At 38.7% G+C, this 24,079-nt stretch carries 25 protein-coding genes; 12 read left to right on the top strand and 13 right to left on the bottom strand.

Annotated features, from left to right (window positions below; translation table 11 throughout):
• Window positions 1-50: 50 nt before the first annotated feature.
• From UXI14_RS03795 to UXI14_RS03780, 4 genes are all read right to left on the bottom strand, one after another.
• The gene (locus UXI14_RS03795; RefSeq protein WP_335964924.1) at window positions 51-1,538 is read right to left on the bottom strand and encodes a cellulose synthase family protein; all 1,488 of its coding nucleotides are present in this window, start codon (window positions 1,536-1,538) and stop codon (window positions 51-53) included.
• Window positions 1,539-2,228, bottom strand: a complete 690-nt coding sequence (locus UXI14_RS03790) for a glycosyltransferase family 2 protein (RefSeq protein WP_335964923.1) — start codon at window positions 2,226-2,228, stop codon at window positions 1,539-1,541.
• Between the two features lie 79 nt (window positions 2,229-2,307).
• A complete protein-coding gene (locus UXI14_RS03785) occupies window positions 2,308-3,906 on the bottom strand; it encodes a 4Fe-4S dicluster domain-containing protein (RefSeq protein WP_335964922.1) in 1,599 nt (532 codons plus the stop codon).
• A gap of 12 nt (window positions 3,907-3,918) precedes the next feature.
• Complete coding sequence (locus tag UXI14_RS03780; protein WP_335964921.1) at window positions 3,919-5,214, bottom strand: FAD/NAD(P)-binding oxidoreductase; 1,296 nt, start codon at window positions 5,212-5,214, stop codon at window positions 3,919-3,921.
• 122 nt (window positions 5,215-5,336) lie between these two features.
• Between UXI14_RS03780 and UXI14_RS03775 the strand changes: the two genes are divergently transcribed.
• Complete coding sequence (locus UXI14_RS03775; protein ID WP_335964920.1) at window positions 5,337-6,353, top strand: glycoside hydrolase; 1,017 nt, start codon at window positions 5,337-5,339, stop codon at window positions 6,351-6,353.
• 4 nt (window positions 6,354-6,357) lie between these two features.
• Here the strand turns inward: UXI14_RS03775 and UXI14_RS03770 are convergent, their stop codons facing one another.
• The 8 genes from UXI14_RS03770 to UXI14_RS03735 all read right to left on the bottom strand — a co-directional run bounded on the left by UXI14_RS03770 (window position 6,358) and on the right by UXI14_RS03735 (window position 13,634).
• Entirely contained in the window at window positions 6,358-7,989 is a 1,632-nt protein-coding gene (locus tag UXI14_RS03770; RefSeq protein ID WP_335964919.1) for a sulfatase, read from the bottom strand.
• A 108-nt stretch (window positions 7,990-8,097) separates the two neighbouring features.
• Window positions 8,098-8,640, bottom strand: coding sequence for an ATP-dependent Clp protease proteolytic subunit (locus UXI14_RS03765; protein WP_335964918.1), 543 nt, complete (start codon window positions 8,638-8,640; stop codon window positions 8,098-8,100).
• 98 nt (window positions 8,641-8,738) lie between these two features.
• Entirely contained in the window at window positions 8,739-9,623 is an 885-nt protein-coding gene (locus UXI14_RS03760) for a sterol desaturase family protein (RefSeq protein WP_335964917.1), read from the bottom strand.
• A 175-nt stretch (window positions 9,624-9,798) separates the two neighbouring features.
• Window positions 9,799-10,767, bottom strand: a complete 969-nt coding sequence (gene arsM / locus UXI14_RS03755; protein WP_335964916.1) for an arsenosugar biosynthesis arsenite methyltransferase ArsM — start codon at window positions 10,765-10,767, stop codon at window positions 9,799-9,801.
• On the bottom strand, window positions 10,764-11,579 hold the full coding sequence (locus UXI14_RS03750; RefSeq protein WP_335964915.1) for a purine-nucleoside phosphorylase: 816 nt from the start codon (window positions 11,577-11,579) through the stop codon (window positions 10,764-10,766). Before UXI14_RS03750 ends, arsM begins: the two co-directional genes overlap by 4 nt.
• 4 nt (window positions 11,580-11,583) lie before the next feature.
• Complete coding sequence (locus tag UXI14_RS03745) at window positions 11,584-12,192, bottom strand: TIGR04282 family arsenosugar biosynthesis glycosyltransferase (protein ID WP_335964914.1); 609 nt, start codon at window positions 12,190-12,192, stop codon at window positions 11,584-11,586.
• 16 nt (window positions 12,193-12,208) lie between these two features.
• Entirely contained in the window at window positions 12,209-13,264 is a 1,056-nt protein-coding gene (gene arsS / locus UXI14_RS03740) for an arsenosugar biosynthesis radical SAM (seleno)protein ArsS (protein ID WP_335964913.1), read from the bottom strand.
• A gap of 34 nt (window positions 13,265-13,298) precedes the next feature.
• A complete protein-coding gene (locus UXI14_RS03735; protein WP_277901230.1) occupies window positions 13,299-13,634 on the bottom strand; it encodes an arsenosugar biosynthesis-associated peroxidase-like protein in 336 nt (111 codons plus the stop codon).
• A gap of 178 nt (window positions 13,635-13,812) precedes the next feature.
• Here UXI14_RS03735 and UXI14_RS03730 point away from each other — a divergent pair, with 178 nt between their 5' ends.
• From UXI14_RS03730 to UXI14_RS03680, 11 genes are all read left to right on the top strand, one after another.
• Window positions 13,813-14,592, top strand: coding sequence for an HAD-IIA family hydrolase (locus UXI14_RS03730; RefSeq protein WP_277901231.1), 780 nt, complete (start codon window positions 13,813-13,815; stop codon window positions 14,590-14,592).
• Window positions 14,593-14,654: 62 nt separating this feature from the next.
• Entirely contained in the window at window positions 14,655-15,980 is a 1,326-nt protein-coding gene (locus UXI14_RS03725) for a sugar porter family MFS transporter (RefSeq protein ID WP_335964912.1), read from the top strand.
• A 134-nt stretch (window positions 15,981-16,114) separates the two neighbouring features.
• Window positions 16,115-16,354, top strand: coding sequence for a MoaD/ThiS family protein (locus tag UXI14_RS03720; RefSeq protein WP_335964911.1), 240 nt, complete (start codon window positions 16,115-16,117; stop codon window positions 16,352-16,354).
• 74 nt (window positions 16,355-16,428) lie between these two features.
• A complete protein-coding gene (gene moaA / locus UXI14_RS03715) occupies window positions 16,429-17,412 on the top strand; it encodes a GTP 3',8-cyclase MoaA (RefSeq protein ID WP_335964910.1) in 984 nt (327 codons plus the stop codon).
• Window positions 17,413-17,516: 104 nt separating this feature from the next.
• Window positions 17,517-17,987, top strand: coding sequence for a cyclic pyranopterin monophosphate synthase MoaC (gene moaC, locus UXI14_RS03710; protein WP_335964909.1), 471 nt, complete (start codon window positions 17,517-17,519; stop codon window positions 17,985-17,987).
• Window positions 17,962-18,567, top strand: coding sequence for an NTP transferase domain-containing protein (locus tag UXI14_RS03705; protein ID WP_335964908.1), 606 nt, complete (start codon window positions 17,962-17,964; stop codon window positions 18,565-18,567). The genes moaC and UXI14_RS03705 overlap by 26 nt, the downstream gene beginning before the upstream one ends.
• Entirely contained in the window at window positions 18,564-19,637 is a 1,074-nt protein-coding gene (locus UXI14_RS03700; protein ID WP_335964907.1) for a HesA/MoeB/ThiF family protein, read from the top strand. Before UXI14_RS03705 ends, UXI14_RS03700 begins: the two co-directional genes overlap by 4 nt.
• Window positions 19,621-20,409: a sulfite exporter TauE/SafE family protein gene (locus UXI14_RS03695; RefSeq protein WP_335964905.1), complete on the top strand. Its 789-nt coding sequence runs from the start codon at window positions 19,621-19,623 to the stop codon at window positions 20,407-20,409. The genes UXI14_RS03700 and UXI14_RS03695 overlap by 17 nt, the downstream gene beginning before the upstream one ends.
• Window positions 20,410-20,494: 85 nt before the next feature.
• Window positions 20,495-21,718: a molybdopterin molybdotransferase MoeA gene (locus tag UXI14_RS03690; protein ID WP_335964904.1), complete on the top strand. Its 1,224-nt coding sequence runs from the start codon at window positions 20,495-20,497 to the stop codon at window positions 21,716-21,718.
• Window positions 21,719-21,730: 12 nt separating this feature from the next.
• Window positions 21,731-22,750: an XdhC family protein gene (locus tag UXI14_RS03685; RefSeq protein WP_335964903.1), complete on the top strand. Its 1,020-nt coding sequence runs from the start codon at window positions 21,731-21,733 to the stop codon at window positions 22,748-22,750.
• 63 nt (window positions 22,751-22,813) lie between these two features.
• Window positions 22,814-23,413 carry a nucleotidyltransferase family protein gene (locus tag UXI14_RS03680; protein ID WP_335964902.1) on the top strand — a complete coding sequence of 200 codons (600 nt, stop codon included), beginning with the start codon at window positions 22,814-22,816 and terminating at the stop codon, window positions 23,411-23,413.
• A gap of 112 nt (window positions 23,414-23,525) precedes the next feature.
• On the opposite strand, the gene UXI14_RS03675 is transcribed toward UXI14_RS03680, so the two are convergent.
• Window positions 23,526-23,960 carry a hypothetical protein gene (locus UXI14_RS03675; RefSeq protein WP_335964901.1) on the bottom strand — a complete coding sequence of 145 codons (435 nt, stop codon included), beginning with the start codon at window positions 23,958-23,960 and terminating at the stop codon, window positions 23,526-23,528.
• Between the last annotated feature and the right edge of the window lie 119 nt (window positions 23,961-24,079).

Here is a 24,079-nt window from a genome sequence, read left to right as displayed (position 1 = left end):
GTTAAATGCTTCAGGTTTGCCATAAGTTATATTGTCTCCCAATAATTACTTCATTTACAATTCGGCCTTATGGATTGAAAAAATACAAAACTAAAGCCAAAAAATACCATTAAATGAAACGGAAAGAAGCTAAAATCTTTTAAAATAAATGCATAGATAAGTCCGAATAAAAAATACAGCATCAAAAATGCTTCAAAAAATAAATTTTTAGAAATAGATTTAGATACATATTTATTGCCCTGCCAACGGTCTTTAATGCTCATTACATTAAACTTGGGAGTCCGTATAAATTCACTTTTCTTGCCACGATAACCTTCTAAAACCGCCATACTGTTATGAAGCGTAAAACCTAGAACAATGGTAAAGAAACGGATAAAATCTACCGTATAATTGGCAATGTTCATGTTTTTACCGGCATGTATGTATTTATAAGGAAACCAATAACAAATATACAGGATAAGTGTACTGGCAATAAAAACCCACGTAAAGTTAACAACCCAAGGCGGTACAATGTTTTGTTGCTGGATAAACCATATGGGAATGCTTAAAACCGCTACTAAAAGGGCACATAAAAACATGGAGCTGTTAAGCAAGTGTGCAACCCCGTGCAATTTAGTTTTAATGGGGATGTTTCTTGAATTTATAACGTTGCCAATGTTTTTCCTAAAATTCTCTGCCCCGCCTTTGTTCCACCGAAACTGTTGTGTTCTGGCAGCGCTAATTATTACCGGAAGCTCTGCTGGGGTTTCTACATCTTCTAGATATAAAAATTTCCAGTTTTTAAGCTGAGCCCGATAACTAAGGTCAAGATCTTCGGTAAGCGTATCGCTTTGCCAATTACCGGCATCTATGATACAGTTTTTTCGCCAAATCCCGGCCGTGCCATTAAAATTTATAAAATGGTTCTTGGCACTTCGCCCCACTTGCTCAATGGTAAAATGTGCGTCCAGCGCAAAGGCCTGTATTTTGGTAAGCAGGGAATAATTTCGGTTAATGTGCCCCCATTTGGTTTGTACCACGCCAATTTCTGGGTTTTTAAAATAAGGGACTGTTTTTTTTAACCAATCTGCCTTCGGAAGAAAATCGGCGTCAAAAATGGCTATAAAGTCTCCTTTGGCAATGGCAAGCCCTTCTTTTAGGGCACCGGCCTTAAACCCAATCCTGTTGGCTCGGGTAATGTGTTTTATGTCGAGCCCACGGTGACGGAGCTCTTTTATTTTTTTTGAAGTTTTTTCAATGGATTCATCGGTAGAATCGTCCAAAACCTGTATTTCGAGTTTTTCCGCAGGATATTCTATTTTACTGATGTTCTCCAGCAAACGCTCTACCACATAGGCTTCATTGTATATGGGAAGCTGTACGGTAACATTAGGGACTTGTTTTGCATCAGAAAAATCGAACTTGGGCATATTTTTTTTCTGCCTTCGGAATTTTAGATAATTCAGCAGTAAATTTAATTGCATTATGCTATAAAACAGTATAAGCAAAAGTGCAATTATGTATATGGTCAATATAATATATGATGCAATTTCAATCATTTACTTTAAACTGTATTTAAAAATCCATCCTAATATTTTTACTCCTGCCATAACAGTTCCTTTTATAGTTCCAGATACTTTAGATACCCCAATTCTGGCTTTATATTTTACAGGAACTTCGGTATATGTAAAGTTCTTTTTTAAAGCTTTTAACTGCATTTCCACCGTCCAACCATAAGTTTTGTCCTGCATTTCCAGAGCGAGCAATTTATGGTATTTAATAGCCCTGAAAGGGCCTAGATCGGTATACTGGGCATTAAAAAAAAGCTTCATTAAAAAGGTAGCCAACCAATTGCCGAACACCTGTTGGGGCGTCATGGCGTTTTTGGCCCTGGATTTTTTTACCCGGGCACCAATAACCAAATCTATATCGTCTTCAATAATAGGAGCAACTACTTTGGTTAGTTCTTCGGGATAATCGGCGTAATCGCCATCCAGAAAAACAATAATATCGGGTGTTTTATCCTTTTTGGCAATATATTCCATTCCTCTTAAACAGGCATATCCGTAACCTTTTCTGTTTTCTTTTAAAACGGTAGCCCCTGCCTTTTTTGCTATGTTTTCGGTATTGTCGGTCGAGTTATTGTTAACAACAATAATTTCTTCAACCACGTTGGGAATTTCTTTTATAACCTGCGTAATTGACGCTTCTTCGTTATAGGCGGGGATAATTACTTTAATAGTATTCATTAAAATCATCTTAACAGTCGGGCAAAGGTACTGTCATAATATATTAGTCGCAAAAAGGAGCCGTTTATTTCTTTCTGTATTATTTATTTTGTTTGATGAGGTCCAACAAATCAACATCGTTGCCAAGCAACACGGCATCATTGTTAATTCGCCCTTTTTGAGTGCCATTTTCCAGTTTTAAAACCCCACGTGGGCAAACAGCCGAACAAATACCGCATCCCACGCATGAAGCACGAACAATGTTTTGTCCTTTTTGGGCATAGGCCCTTACGTCAATGCCCATTTCGCAATATGTAGAACAATTCCCGCAGGAAATGCATTGCCCACCGTTGGTGGTGATTCTAAATTTGGAAAACAAGCGTTGTTGCAACCCTAAAATAGCGGCCATTGGGCAGCCAAAACGGCACCAGACCCGATTCCCAAAAATAGGATAAAACCCTGTACCGATAACTCCTGAAAAAATAGAGCCGATTAAAAAGGCATAAGTACTCCTTAAAGTTTCTGGGTTGAAAATAAAAACGCTGTTTCCAAATACATAATGAATGCCAACCAAGCCTATTATAATGGTTAAATATCCAATGGCGCCGTATTGTGCATCTTTTTTAAGGTCTTCCCGTTTAAAAAACCATACCAATGCAAATAGAGCGCCTAGAAACACGGCAACACTTATCAGGAAAATATCTTTGTTTAGCCAGTATTTGTCGGCATCATAGCTTAAATAACTGTGTATTACGGCAGTTGTCATTAAAACCGAGAAAACCAATACGCTATGCACCACCCAACGTTCCACTTTCCAGGCAAAAAGGCTTTTGTCTGACAATTGCCTGAACGAATCTCCCGAAGTTTCGGCAAGTCCGCCACAACCGCAAACCCATGAGCAGTACCATCTTTTTCCGTAGAAATAAGTAAGTATGGGCGTAATGATAAGGATGGAAACAATGCCAAGTACAAGCAGTGCCATCCCGATATCGCCGGAAGTTATAAAACCATCAATTCTATATTGGTCGAAATTATAATAATTAAGCGGCCAAATATTCTTTAAGTCGTAATAAGGAATATTGTATGCTTCATCGTTATTTAAGCGTGCCATTAATTCGGGGATGATAAACGCAAATGCCAATTGAAAAAACATGACGCTGATGGTCCTGATAATTTCGTATCGATTGTGTCTGTATTTCCAGATAAATTTAATTCCGAAGGCAAAAATAGAAGTGGTATAAAGTGTTCCGTATACAAACCATTGACTGGCCGGGTTCCCGCTTAAAAGCTTACTTAGCGGATCAAAAAGTGCAATCAAGCCTGTATTGGCGCCGTTGTTGTTTAGTCCTAAAAACTGAGGGAAAAAATATAAAATGATGTAAAATCCGGTAAGGGAAATCCCCAAAACCCATGCGAGAAACCCCCGTGAGGAAACCGATTTAAACCAAACGCCGTCATTTTTAATTCCGGCCGATTTATGAGCATAGGCCCCATAAGAAAACAATATAATTCCTAGTGTGATTGAAGTTAACGAAATGGTTAACCAAATGGATTTGTCTGGAAAATTAATATTGAAGATGGCAAGCAATAAAACCATTAAGCCAGACATGCCCATTAATACCGAAATTTTTTGAACAACAGACAAAGAAACAGGCGGTTCTCCTGCTAAAGACATGTTGCGTTGTATTGTATTACTCATAATAAAGACGATTTAGGCAAGTTGTAATTGGTTCTTAAAATGTAATTGAATGTCTGAATAGTATGTATGGTAAAATTCAGGGTCGAAATGCGCCTTTTTTAAATTTTTAACGACAAAATCTATTTCTTTTTCTTGATGAATCCATTTGTTTAAAACTTCATGCCTCATTCTAATGCCAAATGTATTGATTCCAAGAACGGCGCGCGTGTTTTTATGGTAGGCAATATTGATGCATATATTCCCATCAGGATGTTCCCAATAAAATTGTTTTTCGTATGCTTTTGGTTTTGCCCAGACCCAGCCATAGGTTTGGTATTCAATATCCAAAAATTTGGCAGAATTAAACCAAATGCCTGGCCGGTATGCCATTTTGTTGCCACAAATGGTTTGTGCAACCACTTCGCCCATCATACGCCCGGTGTACCAAACTGCTTCAATGGGTTTGCGTAAACCACTGGGTTCCATTTGTTCGGCACAATCACCAATGGCATATATGTTTGGGATATTTGTCTCTAGGTATTTGTTTACTTTAACGCCTTTGCCTGTTTCAATATCACTGTCTTTTAAAAAAGCTACCGATGGCGATACACCTGCCGTTAGTCCTACAAAATCACAGCTTATTTCTTCTCCTTTTGAGGTGATAATGCTTTTTACACGTCCGTTTTCATTTGCTGAAATTTCTTTTAATTCGGTTTCCAGCTGCACATTTATATGATGCTTTCTCATATGGCCTGTAACCAAATCGGCTTCTCCTTTTGGTAGTACGTTTCCCCAAAATGCATGTTCCCTTACTAGAAAAGTTACGGGAATTTTTCTGGTAAGCAGCATTTCGGCAAGCTCAATTCCTATTAATCCGCCGCCAACAATAACAGCATGTTTACATAGTTTATTATTGGGCGCATTTTCTTCCAGAAGCTCCAAGTCCTGTTTAGAATACAATCCCTGAACCCCTTTAAGGTCTTGCCCCGGCCAACCAAATTTGTTGGGCTTGGAACCCGAAGCAATAATTAAATCGTCGTAGTTTAATGATGTTCCGTCTTGAAACAACAATTTTTTTTCTTGAGCAAGTACTTTGGTCACATACCCTTGTTTGAGGGCTATCCGGTTTTTTTCCCAAAACCAATTTTCATAAGGTTGCGTATGCTCAAACTTCATGTGCCCCATGTAAACATACATCAAAGCAGTTCTAGAAAAGAAATATTTAGATTCTGCCGATATAACAGTGATTTTATAATCGCTTAGCTTTCTAATGTGCCGTGCAGCAGTAATTCCGGCAATACCATTTCCAATAATTGCTATGTGTTTCATTCTTGGTTGTATGTAAAATATACGTCGTAATGCAAGATAAGAACTTATGCACGGATTCTAATTTAGAAGCATTTTAAATTGATTTATTCTTAATTTAACAAGGTTTATTGTTGAAAATGAATATGATAAAAAGGTTAAAATTTCTTTTGATAAGTGCCGTTCTACTGATTATGGGGTGTAAAACAGATGTGGTTCCTATTGAAAAGAAGATTCATGGTATAAGCTTGGTGGCTTCAAAAGATTCATTATTGCTGCCGGAAGCATTGAAAATAAAAAATATACATGCCAATTATGTGTCGCTAATGCCGTTTGCTTTTTTAAAAAATATAAATCATCCAGAAATAGTATATAACAATGACAAACAATGGTTTGGAGAAACATCGGCAGGAATAAAACAACATAAAGAACTTTTAGATTCCTTGCATATCAAGGTGTTGTTGAAACCACAGCTTTGGGTGTGGAAAGGACAGTTTACCGGCCATATAAAAATGGATGGTGAAGCACAATGGATAGCACTGGAAGAACAATACCGAAATTATATTTTACACTTTGCCAAACTTGCCGAGCTGCTTCATATAGATGTTTTTTGTATAGGTACCGAGCTGCATGAGTTTGTGATAAACCGGCCTGAATTTTTTAAAAAACTGATACAGCAGATAAGAAACCTATACCATGGTAAGCTAACCTATGCCGAAAATTGGGATGTATACCAAGAAGTACCTTTTTGGGGAGAACTCGATTATATTGGTATTGATGCTTACTTTCCCGTATCCAATGAAAAAACACCTTCGTTGAAAACTTTAAAAGAAGGATGGAAGCCTTATAAACAAGCAATGGAAGAGTTTGCAGCCGATATCCAAAAACCAATCATTTTTACAGAATACGGCTATCGAAGCATTGATTTTGCGGGAAAAGAACCTTGGAACCATGAACCGTCTAATTTGCCCGCCAACTACCAAGCACAAAACAACTGTTTGATGGCACTTTATCAAACCATATGGAACGAGCCTTGGTTTGCCGGGGGATTTCTTTGGAAATGGTTTCCCAAAGGGGCAGCACACGTAAGCAATCAAAACCGGTTTACCATACAAAATAAGCCGGCGCAAGAATTGGTGAAAAATAGTATGGTGCCCAAATAACGCATTAAAACTCTTTTCGTCCTTCCAAATACTTTTTAATATATAAAGAATCCAGAGCAGTACTGTCTTTATACTTTCTTCGTAGCACTGTTAGTTTTTCTTTTAGTTCTTTAACAACATCTTGATAATCGGGGCTGTTGTATACATTGTTCAATTCATGCGGGTCGTTCAATCTGTCGTACAATTCCCATTCATCTACATCATAATAAAAATGAATAAGTTTATATTTCTTGGTTACAATTCCGTAATGGCGTTTTACCATATGCACCGCCGGGTATTCGTAATAATGATAATAAGCAGCATCACGGGACCAACCGGAACCATTGCCGTTTAAAATTGGCAGCATGCTTTCGCCCTGCATATCATTGGGTATTTGTATACCGGCAATATCAAGGAAAGTAGGGGCAAAGTCTAAATTTTGCACCATATCATCATTTTGGCTTCCTGGTTTTACAACGCCCGGCCAGCGTACCATTAATGGGGTTTTAAAAGATTCTTCATAAATAAAACGCTTGTCGAACCAACCGTGTTCACCCAGGTAAAAACCTTGGTCGGAGGTATACACCACAATGGTATTTTCTGCCAGTCCTGTTTCATCTAAATAATCGAGTACCCTGCCCACATTGTCATCAACCGAAGCAATGGTGCCCAGATAATCCTGCATGTATCGCTGATATTTCCACTTCATTTTTTCTTCGTCGGTCATTTTTGGCCAATGTTCTTCAAAGTCTTTGTTGATGCTGTCTATTATGGGGTCGTATAAAGCTTTTTGTTCGGCGTTCATACGGTTATATGGATAGGTAAACCCTCCGGGAATAGGTTCCATTTCGGGCGTAACTTTTCCCATTCTTTCCAAGGTTTCCGGTCTTATTTTGCTATCGTGCCCATAGCGCATGTGGTAAAGAATGTTCATCTCTGCGGTCTTAGCGGCCGTTCCTCTGTTTTTATAATCGTCGAACAAAGTTTCGGGTTCGGGGAAGGTTTTTTGGGTATATTCTTTAAATTTCTCTGGGCTGGGCCACCAAGGGCGGTGTGGTGCCTTGTGGAGGTACATCAACATAAAAGGTTTGTTTTTGTCGCGTTCTTTGTCCAGCCAGCTCAGCGTAAAATCGGTAATAATATCGGTAACATAACCGATAACGGTGGTGTCTCCTTCTTTTGTTATAAATTTTGGGTTGATGTAGTTTCCCTGCCCGGGAAGTATTTTAAATTCGTCTATCCCCTTTGGGTTGTTTCCAAAATGTAGTTTCCCGAACATGGCCGTTTGATAACCTGCTTTTTGGAACAACTGCGGAAAAGTAACGTTGGTAGTATCAAACGGGAAGTAATTATCTACTTTTCCATTGATGTGGCTATGCTTTCCAGTAAGAATAACGGCTCTGGAAGGAGCGCAAATAGAATTGGTAACCGATGCATTGGTAAACAATACTCCTTCTTTAGCTATGCGGTCTATATTGGGCGTCTCTATCAGCTTGTTGGAATAAGCGCTAATGGCTTGATACGCATGGTCGTCTGCCATAATAAAAATAATGTTGGGGCGTTGACTGTCCTGTGCGGTATCTTGTTTGGTGGCTTCATCCTTACAGGCAATTACTGTCAATAAGCAAAGCAAAGGAAAGATGTTTTTTAAACGCATGATATGGTTTTGGTGTTTTTGGCAGTGGAAGATAGTTAAAAAGCTACTTGAAACAAAAAATGCCAACATCTAGTTGGCATTTTAATATATTAAATAAGGTCTAGCAAACTATTTTACAATTCCGTCTACAATTCCGTATTCAACCGATTCGTCGGCATCCATCCAGTAATCACGGTTAAAATCTTTCATTATTTTATCAAAAGGTTGCCCGCAATTGTCGGCAAGAATCTGTGCGCCGATCTCTTTGGTTTTAATAATCTCCTTTGCTTGTATTTCAATGTTAGATGCTTGCCCTTGCGCCCCTCCGCTTGGTTGATGGATCATTACACGGGCATACGGATATACAAACCGCTTTCCTTTCTCTCCGGCAGATAGCAGAATAGAGCCCATTGAAGCTGCTAAGCCTGTGCAAATGGTAGAAACCGGACTCTTAATCGACTTCATGGTGTCGTGAATGGCAAAACCAGAGGTTACATACCCACCCGGACTATTGATAATGAGTTTAATTTCTTTGTCACTCAAAGCATCAAGGTACAGTAGTCTATCGATAACGTGTTTAGCCGATTTATCATCTACTTGTCCCCATAAAAATACTTTACGTTCTTCTAGAAGCGTAGCGTCTATTTTATCCTGAATTTTATTTGTTGCCATGTTTTTCTTTTTTCCTTTTCAAAGGTACTTATATTTTTATATAAAATGAATGCGTTAAAAAGTAAAAGGGTAAAGGTTTATATAATTTTAAAAGAAAATCAACTTTCTTTTTTCTCATTTAATGGATATATTTCCTGTTGAATAAAATTTTTAGGAAAAGTTTCATCTCCATAAAAGCCAAGCTCAATATCCCTACCATCAAAAGGAATGTAATTGGTTTTAAAAATATAATCCCAAATGCTGAGCGTAATCCCGAAATTTACCCCATAATTGTTTGGGATTTTTTTGCTATGATGCCAGATATGCATTTTTGGATTGTTGAAGATATATTTAAACGGACCATAATCCCAACCAATATTAGCATGGTTTAAGTGCCCGATGGTAATATTGAAAAAATGGACAATGGCCACGGCCTCTATATTAAAACCTCCAATAATGGCAATTGGAACGTATAGGATGGATTTGTATACCACGGGTTCCATCCAATGGTAACGGAAGTGAGCGGCAAAGCCCATTTCTTTTACCGAATGATGCGTTTTGTGAAAATTCCACAAAAAGGGCACCCGGTGCAAAAGTATATGCGTGCCCCATTGCACAAAATCGGCAACAATAAAGAAGATAAACAAACTCAACCACCAAGGAAGTATGGACATATCTACAAGCTGGAAGCTTTGAACCGATAAGCCTGCCGTGCCCAACAAATCATTAAAAAACATTTCGGCAGTGTTGGACAGGGCAATAAGCGCAATAAGGTTTAACAAAAAGAAATTAAAGAACAAATAGAAAGTGTCGAGCCAAAAATCTTTTCGAAATATCTTTTGGTTTTTCCGCCACGGAAATAAAATTTCCAACCCCCATACCGCAAACGAAATTAGCAGAAGACCGTAAAAGTAATTCTCCCAATGGAAACTGGTGATTTCGGAGACGAGGTAATTAAAATATCCCGAATAGGAGTTTTTTATGATTTCTAAATATTTGTCCATATGTTACTTGAACAAGTTGTTATGTTAAAGCTCCAAATATATACAAATGTCATGCTGAGCTTGTCGAAGCATCTTTTTAGATAATAGAATTGCTCTTCGACAGCCCGCCTGAACTTTCGGGCAAGGCTCAGGATGACACTTAAGAATGATTGTATTTGAGATATGGTATATTCAATTAACAACATCCGCCACCATCGTAATGCCATGTAGATGCTGAAATGTATATGTCATCTCTTCCTAAATGTTTCAAAGCATGGGCTGTTTTGTCGCACACGGCCAATGGCTGATTTTGAAGCAGCACATGTCCTTTTTTATCATCAAAATAATCGTCTTCACCAAAATAAATGGCGCTCTTTCCGGTAAAAATGCAAGGTCCGTCCTTGGGCATGGGGTCTTTAATGGCTGCCACTTCAATCGATTCAATAAAAATCAGTTCTTCTGTATGGTAATGTTTGGGGTCAAGGATCCGGTAAGGTTTTCTCGCACGGATTTCGATGGTTCCAAATCCTACATCGGTAAGCATTTTTACATAATCGGCAATTGGCAAACTTCCGCTAAGGCATAAAGCACGTAACTTATCGTCGTTTCTCAATGTATCGTTCATGGGTTGCTCGCAAATGGGGTCGCTCATAACCAAACGCCCGTGAGGCTTTAAAACACGATACATTTCTGCAATGGCTTTCTTTAGCTCGGCTTCCTTAAAAATATTGAACAGGCAATTTTGAGCAGCTACATCAATGCTGTTGCCTTCAACCGGAAGGTGGAGCGCATCTCCTTTTTTAAGGGCTACAAAATTACTTTTAAACCAATTGTTTTGTGCTTCGGCTTCTTTAAAATTTTTACGGGAAGCTTCCAGCATTTCATCAACCACATCAATACCAATAACGCCACTTTCCTGACGCGAGAAATAGGCAAACTGCAAGAGTTCCATGCCGCCGCCAACACCAACATAAAGAATTTTAGGATTGTTGACCAGGTCTCTGGGATGTACCGTGCTGCCACAGCCATAATTCATTTCTTGCATGATTTTCGGGATTTTTAGCCCCGGGAGCTCCCAAACGGGATTGGTGGTACAGCACAGACCTACATCTGGGGTAAGTGCGGCATCTCTGTATACATTTTTTGTGGTTTCTAAATAACTCATAACGATTTGATCAATTCTCTAAAAAGTGTAATCATTTTTGGCTCTGCTTCGCCTGCAATCCTAATAATTTCTTCAATATTTACAGGTTCAAGGTTATCGGGGTCGCCTTCATCGGTAATTACGGAAATTGCAGCAATGGGAAGGCGTAAATGGTTGGCAACAATAACTTCGGGAACGGTGCTCATTCCAACGGCATCGGCACCGATAATTTTTAAATAACGGTATTCTGCCTTGGTTTCCAGTTGCGGTCCCACAACCGATGCATACACTCCTTTTTTAAGTGAAATGTTTTCTTTTTTAGCGGTTTCAATTAGCGTATTGCACATTTCAAGATCGTAAGGCTGGCTCATATCCACAAAGCGGTCGCCAAACCGTGCTACGTCTTTAAAGGCCAATGGAGAACCCCCTTGTAAATTAATATGATCTTCAATAAGCATCAAGTCGCCCTTTTTTAAATCTAAATTAATAGACCCGGCTGCATTTGATATTAAAAGCTTTTTAACTCCCAGAGCGTGCATGGCACGAATAGGATAGGTAATATCTATAAAATCGTAGCCTTCGTACAAATGAAAACGTCCCTGCATAACCACTACTTTTTTGCCTTCTAGTTCTCCATAAATAAGTTTGCCGCTATGAAACTCTACTGTAGCTAATGGAAAAAAAGGAATATGGTTGTAGTGCGCCGTTATTGGGTCTTTAATTTCATCCACCAGTTTCCCGAGCCCCGTGCCAAGTACAATACCTATTTCCGGATTATCGAAGCCTTTTGAAATTAAATATTCGGTGGTTTCCTGTAATTGCTTTTGCGTCATAATCTTAATTGTTTATAAATTCTTGGAATGCGGGATGTTCCTTGATATCGTTGTATTCATCGATATCGTTGAGTTCTTCCAGCAAAGCTACGTCAACTGTTTTTAAATCTTCTAAAGTATCTCTTAAAACCGAATTTGTCCCCCATTTTTTATGCTGAAACAGCTCGGCATGCATTTTTTTTAACCCCAAAAGATAATAGCCGCCGTCTTGAGCCGGGCCAATAACTGCGTTGTGTGTGTTTAGCTTTTGAAAAGCTTCTTCAATGTGGCTTGGGGTAATGTCGAACATATCGCTGCCAATAATGACTGCGTTTTTGTATCCCTCGCTAAAATTTTCTTTAAAGGCCTGCATCATCCGTTCGCCCAGGTCATTTCCTCTTTGAATTTTTTTACTGAAATATGCTGGGCTCCAAATGGCATCCTCAACAATATCCTCAGAATAATAAACTACTCTGTCGGCTTTGACCTTGGCAGTAACTTCTGCTGTTTTTTTTAGTAACAAAGTATAAATTTCCAAAGCTTTTTTGTTGCCTACTGTTTTGGCCAATCGCGTTTTTACTTTTCCCAGTTGTGGGTTTCGGGTAAAAATAATGAGAATGTTTTTCTCTTTCATTTAAATGTACTTGGTTTTAGGCAACTGTTCCCTGGCAACTGCTTCCGGCTCCTGCGGTACAGCCATAACAATGTTGAGAAATAACGATGTCGCGGTTGTTCAGTAACGCTTCGTTGTATTTGCTAATATGCTGCACTTTGCTGTTTACTTTAAGGTCGAGCATTTGGTTAAAATCGCAATCGTACAGCCAGCCGTCCCAACTTACAGAAATGGTATTGGTACACATTACATTGGCAACTGCCGAAGGATTGAAAGCTTCAACTAAAGAATACATGTAATCTTCATAATTATCAGAAGCGATTAAATATTCCAAAAACCTCGAAATGGGCAAATTGGTAATGGCGAACAAGTTGTGAAAATGTATACCGAACTCATCTAACAAAGCCTTTTTAAAGTCTTTTTCCATAGATGCTTGATCGGTGGGCAAAAAAGCACCCGCTGGGTTGTAAACCAAATCCAGTTTTAAATCGCTGTCGGGCATGCCATAACCAGCGGAATTTAACCTTTTTAAAGCCTCAATGGATTTGTTAAAAACGCCTTCGCCACGTTGTTTATCGGTTTTTCCTTTGGTCCAATGCGGCATGGACGAAACTACATGAACATTATGTTTTTTAAAGAATTCGGGTAAATCATGGTATTTTTTATTGGCCTCGATAATGGTAAGGTTGCTACGCACAATAAAGTCTTTTATACCAACTTTGGAAGCTTCCTCGACAAACCAACGGAAATTGGGGTTCATTTCGGGAGCACCGCCGGTAAGGTCGAGCGTGTGCGCTTTGGTGGTTTTTATAACATCTAGGCATTGCTGCATGGTTTCTTTGGTCATGATTTCCTTACGGTCCGGGCCTGCATCTACATGGCAATGCGAACATACCTGATTGCACATATAACCCACGTTAATTTGAAGGACTTCCAATTGCTTTGGCCGTAACGCGGGCAACCCTGCCTTTTTAACCTTTTGCTTAAATGTGGGCAATTCTCCATTGGCAAAAATACCATTAGATAATATTTCGAGTTGTTTTTCGGTTTTTGCGAGTTCGTTTGCTCGTTTATGTAGCGACTGTGTCGACATGCTTTAATTTTTTAAAATAGGAAGCCGGTATTTTTTACATTGATAATTTTTCGTATTTGTTCATCATTTGTACGCCATGTACCAACGTAGCCCCACTTTCTATGGCGGCCCCGGCATGCACGGCCTCCATCATTTCTTCTTTGGTAATACCGCGTTGCAGGCCATCTTTGGTATATGCATCAATGCAATAAGGGCATTTTACCACATGTGCCACGGCCAAAGCAATTAACGATTTTTCCCTGGCAGTCAAGGCGCCTTCTTCAAAAACTTTTCCGTAGTAATCAAAAAACTTATTTCCAAGTTCTTCGCTCCATTCGGTAATCTTTGTAAATTTTTTTAAATCGGAAGGATTATAATATGTTTTTTCCATAGTTTGAACGGTGTTAATAGTAATATGATAATTATGTTTTTTTATTGGACGTTTTAATTTGATTTTCTTACACAAGAAAATTATATGTCGTAATTTAGTTTCATAGGTCAACAACTCCGAAACATTTGATGCCGAAGCTTGTTGAGTAAAGGTATAAGAAATAAAAAAGATATAATAGATGAAGAAAGGATTTTTAATCGACATGGATGGCGTAATTTATGGAAACGACACGCTAATTCCCGGAGCAGATACGTTTATTAAAACTTTGCAAAAAGAAAAAATCCCCTTTTTGTTTATGACTAACAACAGTCAGCGTACGCCCTTGGATGCAGTCAATAAAGTTGCCCGCATGGGAATTAAAATTAAAGAGGAAAATGTGTATACCAGTGCTATGGCCACGGCATATTTCCTGTCGTTTATGAATCCTAACGGAACGGCATACGTGTTGGGCGAAGGTGGATTGATTACCAGTTTACACCAGCACGGCTATACCATGGTAAACCAAAATCCCGATTTTGTAGTGGTAGGCGAAGGGCGCAATTTTACATTGGAAATGGTAAACAATGCAGTAGATATGATCTTGTCTGGAGCTAAATTTATTGCAACCAACCTGGATCCGTCCCCAATGAAAAAAGGATGGGTGAACTTGGGGATTAAAGCCATTGTGACCATGATTGAAGAAGCAACCGGAAAAAAAGCCTTTTCGGTAGGAAAGCCAAGTCCGGTAATGATGCGCTCTGCACGAAAATATTTAGGCTTGGAAGCCCGGGAAACCATTATTATTGGAGATACCATGGATACCGATATTCTTGGCGGTGTGCAATTGGGGTATACCACCATTTTAACCCTTTCCGGGGTTTCTAAAAAAGAAGATCTAAACAATTATGCGTTCAAGCCGGATATGATTATCAATTCGGTTGCCGATCTCGATCTTGAAAAAGCCTTGCAGCTACAATAAAATTTCTATCTTTAGCGCTAATCAACCAAAAATGGAACATTCCGTTTAAATTAGAAGCACCTATGAACAAAGTTTTGCAATGGGCCATCATCATTTCGCTTGGTGGCTTTTTGTTTGGATTCGATACCGCAGTAATCTCAGGAGCCGAACAAGCCATACAACAGGTATGGGAATTAAACGATTTAAAGCATGGGTTTGCCATTGCGGTAGCCTTGTATGGAACCCTGGTCGGGGCAATATTCGGGGGGATCCCTTCAGATAAAATAGGGAGGAGGAATACATTGCATTGGATTGCGGTTTTGTTTTTAATATCGGCAATTGGTTCGGCTTTGGCACCCGAAGTATATTCGTTTATCGTTTTTAGGTTTTTAGGCGGTATTGCCGTTGGTGCATCTTCGGTAACAGCGCCCATTTATATTTCAGAAATTTCGCAGGCCAAGAACCGTGGTAAATTGGTGGCTTCGTTTCAGCTTAATTTAGTATTGGGTATTTTAATGGCCTATGTTTCAAATTACATCATTAGTTTGCTTAATTTGGAAAGCTCATGGCGTTGGATGCTCGGTGTCGAGGCTATTCCGGCATTGGTATTTGCTATTTTAATAAAAAAATTGCCACGCAGCCCACGTTGGGTATTGGCAAAACACGGTGCTGAGGAAGAAGCTTTTAATACGTTGCAGACAATTAATGCCGAAAATTGCCATGAAGAATTATCAGCAATTAAAAAATCATTGAAAGACGATACAGAAACTGCTTCTGCCAAAAGTTTCTTCTCTAAAAAATATAGTTTTGTGATGTTGCTGGCATTCCTATTTGCCTTTTTCAATCAATTATCCGGAATCAATTCGGTTATTTATTATGCACCGCGAATTTTCAAGGATGCAGGCCTGGGAGCCGAATCGTCTTTATTTTCAACGGTTGGTGTCGGAATTGTAAATTTGATTTTTACGTTGGTTGGAATGTACTTAATTGATAGGAGCGGGCGAAAAAAACTCATGTACATAGGCTCGGTAGGTTATATAGTTTCCCTGTTTTTTATTGGAAGGGCATTCGATTTGGAAAATACCGAAGGAGCTATCGTTCCCATACTTTCTTTTCTTTTTATCGCTTCGCACGCCATTGGGCAAGGTGCTGTTATTTGGGTGTTTATTTCAGAGATTTTCCCCAATAAGGTCCGCGCCTACGGAATGTCGCTAGGAAGTTCAACACACTGGGTTTTTGCCGCTTTAATCACTAATTTCTTCCCTTACTTTACAGAAAAGGTGGGGCCGGCGGTTATATTTTACTTTTTTGCCGGGATGATGGTGCTGCAATTGCTTTTTGTTATCTTTTTAATGCCAGAAACCAAAGGGAAATCGTTGGAGGAATTATCAGATAATTTATTGAAGTAAAAATGTAAACTTCATAAAAAATAAAACAACATTTTAAAATAATACAATAGGAATGTTAAATAAGGTTTAATAGATTTTTAATTCCTTCGTTTTTAATTAACTTATGCTGATAAAACAAGAAAGCAGAAAGAAACATGCAAGTATTATTGTTTGGTATAACGAAAGAAATTATTGGTGAGGAGGTATTAAAAATTCCTTCGGATGCCGTAATTGAGAATGTAAGCGAGTTAAAATCGTTTTTAATGAAGAAGTATCCAGCGCTTGCTAATTTATCTTCCTTGGCCATTGCGGTAAACAGTCATTATGCCGAAGACGGAGCCTTGGTTACCATAGACGATGAGGTTGCCTTAATCCCGCCCGTAAGCGGGGGATAAAACAACGTTTGAAAATGGAAAGCTTTTAAAAATTGAATTTGTAGAATAGAAAACCTGAAACCTGAAACAAAAAAATGCTTATAGACAACCATAACAGGGTAATAAATTATCTGCGATTGGCAATTACCGATCGTTGTAACCTGCGTTGTAACTATTGCATGCCGGCAGAGGGGATTGATTTTGCCAAGCGGGACAATATATTTACCATGGACGAACTGTGCCGGTTAAGCAGTATTATGGTTTCACAAGGCATTACCAAAATCCGGTTAACTGGTGGAGAACCTTTTGTTCGCAAGGACATTATGGTGCTTTTTCGGCATTTGGCAAACTTAGAAGATTTGGAAGAAATTTCGGTCACCACCAATGCCACATTGATTGGCCCGTACATAAAAGAGTTAAAATCTTTGGGAATTAAAGACATCAATGTGAGTTTGGATGCCATCCGAAAGGAAACTTTTGAACGGATTACCCGACGGAAACAATATGATGTTGTTTATGAAAACCTGATAAAATTAATTGAAGAAGATTTTAATGTCCGCATTAATTGCATTGTTTTGGAAGGGCAAAACGAAGAAGAAATCCTTCCGCTTATTGCATTGACCAAATATTACAATGTATCTGTTCGGTTTTTGGAGGAAATGCCGTTCAATGGGGGTTCAAAGCAATTTAGTTCCATTCAATGGGATTATAAAACGATTTACCGCTACCTTGAACAACACTTTGACGAAATAAAAAAATTGGAATCGCCATCAACATCGACTTCCATGAATTATAAAATAGAAGGTTACAAAGGTACATTTGGGTTAATCCCTTCATTTTCTCGTACTTTTTGCGGTAGTTGCAACCGCTTGCGTATTTCGGCCATTGGCGATGTTATTACCTGTTTGTACGGAAAGCCCAGAATGAACATCCGCGATATTTTACGCGGGGAAAATTCTGAAGAAAAAATAAAGGAACATATCTTGGCAGCCATAGGAAGCAGATCTAAAACCGGATTTGAAGAACAACAAAAATACAATGGGGTATTCAATAATTCCATGACTTCCATTGGAGGATAATATATTTTGAAAGTTGTAAGGTTATAAAGTTAAAAGTTTGAAGGTTTTCAACCTTGCAGGAAACCAAAAACCAACGAACAACAATCAACAACCAACGAACAGCAATGAACAAACTATCACATATAAACAAACACGGCGAAGCCACAATGGTAGACGTTTCTGGGAAAGATAAAACCGAGCGTATTGCAACGGCTTCGGGTCTGGTTGTTTTTCCTCAGGATGTTTTTAATCAACTGGAAGAGGCTCAATTTTCAAACAAAAAAGGAAGCATCATACAAACTGCGGTTATCGCGGGAATTCAAGCGGTAAAAAAAACAGCAGACCTTATTCCGCTTTGTCATCAATTATCATTATCCAAAATCAATATTGATATTCAGCCTATAGAAAACACTTTGAGAATAATATGCACGGTAAAATGCAACGAGCGTACCGGAGTGGAAATGGAAGCATTAACGGGAGTTTCGGTCAGTGCCTTGACCATTTACGATATGTGCAAAGCATTGTCGCACGACATTAAAATTACCAATATTCAATTGGAAAAAAAGTCTGGTGGAAAAAGTGACTTCAACCGGTAAGTTATACGGATTGGTCCTTGCCGGCGGGAAAAGCACCCGAATGGGAAAAGACAAAGGATTGCTTAATTATCACGGAAAACCGCAAAGGGAATATCTTTATAATTTATTAAAAGTGCGCTGCAACAAGGTTTTCATGAGCGTAAGAAAGGAGCAGGCACAGGGATTTAGCCATGAAATAAATCTTATTGTGGACAAAAACCTATATCCGGGACCTTTTAACGGCTTGTTGAGTGCTCACCATTTGGACAAAAATGCTGCTTGGCTGGTTTTGGCATGCGATCTTCCTTTAATTGATGAAAAAGCAATAAAACAGCTTGTTTTATCACGAAATGCTACTAAATATGCAACCGCTTTTAAGTCTTCTAAACAATCATTTCCCGAACCTCTATGCGCTATCTGGGAGGCCGATGGATTAAAAAGAGCTGAAAACTATTTAGAAGAAGGAAAATTGGCTTCTCCAGTAAATTTCTTGCTGAATAATGATGTGGAAATTGTGAAACCAGTGCAAGAAGATGTACTTTTAAATGCAAATTCAGAAGAAGATTATCTGGAAATCATCAATAAACTGAAAAAAAATTGAAGGAAAATAGATACATACGGCAAACCATCTTAAAAAGTTTTGGAGAAGAAGCGCAAGAAAAGCTGAAACAATCCGCAGTTTTGGTTGTGGGTGCCGGCGGTCTCGGAATTCCGGTTTTGCAGTATCTCAATGCCATGGGCGTAGGTACTTTGGGAATTGTGGAAAACGATATTGTCGACCTTTCCAATCTTCAACGGCAAGTACTTTATGCAGAAGCCGATGTGGGCTTGCCCAAACTAGAGGTTGCAACAAAAAAACTGAAAGCCCAAAATATAGAAACCCAAATAAACGCATACCCCACATACCTAAGCAACAAAAATGCATTGGAAATTATAAAGGATTATGATGTTGTGGTAGATGCAACCGATAATTTCCCTACGCGCTATTTAATTAACGATGCTTGTGTAATGCTAGAAAAACCCTTTGTTTATGGAGCATTGCACGAATTTGAAGGGCAAGTGAGCGTTTTTAATTACCGGGGCGGGCCTACATACCGCTGTTTGTTCCCTACCATGCCCGGAAAGGGAGAAATGCCCAATTGTAACGAAAATGGGGTTTTGGGCATAATTCCCGGAATTATAGGAAACCTTCAGGCATTGGAAACCGTAAAAATTATAACGGGTATTGGAAGACCGCTTTCAGGAAAATTATTGATTTTTAACGGTCTTCAGCAACAATACCAGCAAATTATGTTCAAGGCGGTAAAAGAAAACCTGCACCGTACCCAGTTGGAAACCAATTATGAAGAAGTTTTATGCGAAATGGATGATTTAATTTCGGTCAACGAGCTTCAAAATATGTTAAACAGCAATGCGGAGCTTCAAATTATAGATGTTCGTACTTCAGAAGAATTTAAAAACTTCAATATAGATTCTTCCTATAATATTCCGTTGCAGGAATTGAGCAGGCGAAAGCATGAAATAGATACTTCAAAAGAAGTGGTTCTGGTATGCCAATCTGGTATTCGAAGCGCAAAAGCCTCTAAATATTTAAAAGAACAGTTCAATAGAAATTTCCGTGAACTTGAAGGCGGGATTAATAAATATTTAAAAAATGCAATTAACATTTGATTCGTTACTTATTCTTTCGCTCAGTTTTTTTATCATAGCCGTGCTATATTCTTCGGTTGGTTTTGGCGGCGGAAGCAGTTACCTGGCATTACTTACCCTATTTTTTGCAAGCTTTTTTGTTATTCGTTCCATTGCCTTGGTATGTAATTTAATGGTGGTGTCGGGAAGCACGATTTTGTATTATAAAAAGGGGCATTTCGACATAAAAAAGTTTATTCCCTTTGTGGTAGCCAGTATTCCATTGGCTTATTTAGGGGCATCTTTTAGGTTGAAAGAATATGTTTTTTTCATTATTTTAGGAATAGCATTAATGATTTCGGCCATATTGTTGGCCACACAAAGTTTAAAGGAAAAAAAACGCAAAACACGGCTTACGGCCAAGAAGTATCCCATTTGGGTAACCTATGCACTGGGGGCCGGAATAGGGTTTTTGTCAGGCTTGGTAGGCATTGGTGGCGGAATTTTCCTAGCACCGATACTTAACCATATGCGATGGGATTTTTCAATTAAAATTGCAGCTTTGGCCAGCTTTTTTATTTTGGTGAATTCCATTTCGGGCATTGCAGGGCTCGTAACCAACCAGATGTTTATTTTTCCTTGGAAAGAAGGTTTAATATTGTTGGCGGTCGTATTTATTGGTGGGCAAATAGGAATTAGGATTAGTTTGAACAAATTAAGCGGAAGAGGCATTAAATTGCTGACCGCTGTTTTGGTGTTTATTGTAGGATTGCGCGTATTGTTGAATAACGGATTGGGATTGATAAACATATAAGTGCAGGTACGCGTGGCGGTCCGACTGTTTTTACAAATAAACCTCTTGCATGGTTTTAAAATCGTGTAGGTATAAAATGAAGAGAATGGATAAAAATAAAAACAGCATGATTTCTTTTAAAGAGGCTTATAAAAAAGTTTTAGAGCAAAAAGAGTTCTACGGAACCGAAAAAGTGCTGTTTACCAGTAGCTTGGGCCGTATTTTGGCAGAAGATATTCTGGCCGACAGGGATTTTCCTGCATTTAACAGGGCTACAAAAGACGGAATAGCAATACATTATTCGGCAATCGAACAGCAACGCAATGCATTTCCCATTGAAGGAATCGTGGCTGCCGGAACCCAGCAAGTCAAACTGAAAGATGTATCGCATTGCTTGGAGATTATGACGGGCGCCGTACTTCCCGAAAACACCGATACCGTCGTGATGTATGAAGACATACATATTGGAAACGGAACGGCAACACTTCAAAAAGAAGTAAAAAAAGGTCAGAATATACATTGGCAAGGCAGCGATACAACCAAAGGAACCGTGGTGATAAAAAAAAATACCCAAATAACGGCAGCCGAAATAGGCATTTTGGCCGCTGTGGGAAAGGTGGAGGTGTTGGTGAAAAAACTTCCCAAAGTTACGTTGATATCAACCGGAAACGAATTGGTTGCGGTTCATGAAACACCGTTGCCGCACCAAATACGGGAATCCAACATGCTTTCGTTGCATGCCCTTTTGGAAGCCGATAAAATTACACCCCAACACGTCCATTTAAAAGATGATAAAGAAGCGATTACAAATAGCTTGCGGGAATTGCTACATAGCAATGATGTACTTATTTTAAGCGGGGGTGTATCCAAAGGAAAGTACGATTATATTCCGGAAGCCTTTGAAGCATTGAAGGTAGAAAAGGTATTTCACCGGGTAAAACAACGTCCCGGGAAACCCTTTTGGTTTGGGGTGCATCCAAAAACAAAGACTGTTATTTTTTCTTTCCCGGGGAATCCAGTGTCTACCTTTGCCAATTACCATGTGTATTTTAAGGCATGGCTTGCGGCTTGCATGGAATTGTCAAAAAAAGCGATGAAAGTTGTTTTGGGCGAAGCGGTTTCCAATGAGGTTCCGTTAACCGTTTTTAAAAATGTAAAGTTGAATGATGAAAATGGGAAGAAAGTAGCTTTTTTAGTCACAGCAAATGGTTCGGGGGACTTAATGAGCTTGGCAGAAACCGACGGATTTATTCAGTTGCCACCGCAGGAAATGTTTGAAAAGGGAACGGTTGTTAGGTTTGTACCAACTCGAAATGAGTTCTATAAATAAAATAGCGCAATTATGATGCACGAGCTACAACATATCGTTACGTTTTATAAAAAAGCAAAAACCAAAGGCGATCGTTGTGTACTGGCTACCGTTGTTGCCTTGGAAGGTTCTTCTTACCGAAAGCCCGGCGTACGGATGCTAATACATGAAAATGGAACCATGATAGGAGCCGTAAGCGGCGGATGCGTAGAAAAAGAAGTGCAAAGGCAAAGTTTATCGGTTTTTAACGATGATATTCCAAAGTTAATAACATATGATGGGCGTTACCGATTAGGGTGCGAAGGGATTTTGTATATTTTAATTGAACCTTTTGATGTTTCCAATGAATTTTTGAGTGCTTTTGATGAAGCTATAAACAAACGTGAAGCACTGCACTTGCATTCTTTTTTTGAAGCAAAGGACGGAGCGGATGCCCGATACGGCACTTTGGTGACTTTCCCGGGTGATGCCGTTTTTCCCTTTAACCAAAAACTTTCAAGGGTTGCACCAGCTTCGCTCGATGTTTTTGCACAAATATTAAAGCCATCGTTAAAATTACTTGTTATCGGAGCCGAGCACGATGCTGTTCAATTATGTGCAATGGCATCGTCATGCGGGTGGGAAATAACCATTGTAGCTCCCGAAACCGACCCGAAAACATTGGAAAACTTCCCCGGGGCCAAAGCTATTGTCAATACAAGGCCCGAAATATTCGATCCTGCCATAATAGACAATCAGACGGCGGTAGTATTAATGACACACAGCTACTCCAAAGATTTACAGTATTTATTAAAATTAACCAATGAAAAGCATAGGTATTTAGGGATTTTAGGTCCGTTAAGAAGAAGGGAAAAGTTGTTTAACGAACTTACCGAACACCAACCGGACATAGATCTCGATTTTTTTGAATCGGTTCACGGACCGGCGGGGGTTAATATAGGTGCAGAAACACCACAGGAAATAGCTGTTTCCATAATTGCCGAGATATTATCGGTTTTTAGGGAACAAAAAGTAATTCCGTTAAAAGACAAAAAAGGACGTATACATACATGATTAACAAATAGCGACAAGGAACTAAGGATACGACACGAACACTAAACAACAAACAGACCAAGAATGAAACCAAAAATAGCCATAATAATCCTTGCAGCAGGGGCTTCCAACAGGATGGGGGTTCCAAAACAATTATTGCCATGGGGAGACAGAACGTTGTTGGAGCATAGCATATGTATTGCAACTCCAATTTTTGAAGATGTATTTGTGGTGTTGGGCGCAAATGCCGAATTAATTGAGCAGCAAACAACCTTGAACGTCCCTATTTTAAAGCATGTAAACTGGAAAAATGGTTTGGGAAGTTCCATCGCTTTTGCGGTAAAAGAATTAAAACATCATCATTTTGACGGGATTTTGTTTGTTTTGGGCGATCAACCTTTCGTTACGGGCAGGTATTTAAAAACACTTCAACATACATTTCAGCAGGAAAGTCAAAGTATTATTGCTTCTCAATTCAGGAAAAAACTTGGTGTGCCGGCAATTTTTCCGCAGAAATATTTTAATTTATTGGAAGAATTAAACGCAGATGAAGGTGCTAAGCAGATTATAAAGGAAAACGAGGACAACGTTATTGCCATTCCCGCGGGAGACTTTGTAATGGATATCGATACAAAACAAGATTACAAGAAGGCACATAAATTGTTTTTCGGGGTGGGAGGCTAAATAACATGAGTTTTGATATAAGTTTAAATTTTAGAGATTAATTTTCTAACATCTAACAATTTAAACACAAGTCCCGAAGGGTTTTGCAATGGTTGCCATTGGCTGTAGTTTTTCATTCTTTTTCACAAGTTTCTTTTTCAAGAATAACTTTATATCTATTCATGTCTGACTCTCCAACTGTAATAAAAGACAATATTGATAATCCGTTTTTGTCTTTCATTCCGTCAGTCATTAGTACATTCTTATTAGTTGTTTTAGAGCCAATACATTTTTTTAATATTTCTAATCCTTTTTCCTTTTCACTTTCCGATGGTTCAAATGGCTTAAACTTTTCTCCAGCAATTATGATGGTCGAATTATCCAACTCTTTTTTTATCGGTTGGAAAGAAGGTAATTCAGGTATTAAATGATTAATGGGAAGCATTAAATATCTGTTGTCAGTTTTTTTAGTTTCAACTATAAAGTTAGATTCTTTCCGATTGTTTGATATAAATATCTGAAGTTTGTCTTTGATTAATTTACAACTATCGAGTTCGGTTTTTTCCAAATCGAATCCTTTGTTTGTAAGTTCAAGTCTTAACCTTTTTGCACTAGCAACTAGTCCATTTTTTAGCGTATTTTTAATTTTCAGTATTCATTATTTTATATATCATATTCGTATATTTA

This window comes from Galbibacter sp. PAP.153, from assembly GCF_037029175.1.
Classification (GTDB): Bacteria; Bacteroidota; Bacteroidia; order Flavobacteriales; family Flavobacteriaceae; genus Galbibacter; species Galbibacter pacificus.
This window is presented reverse-complemented; position numbering and strand designations above follow the sequence as displayed.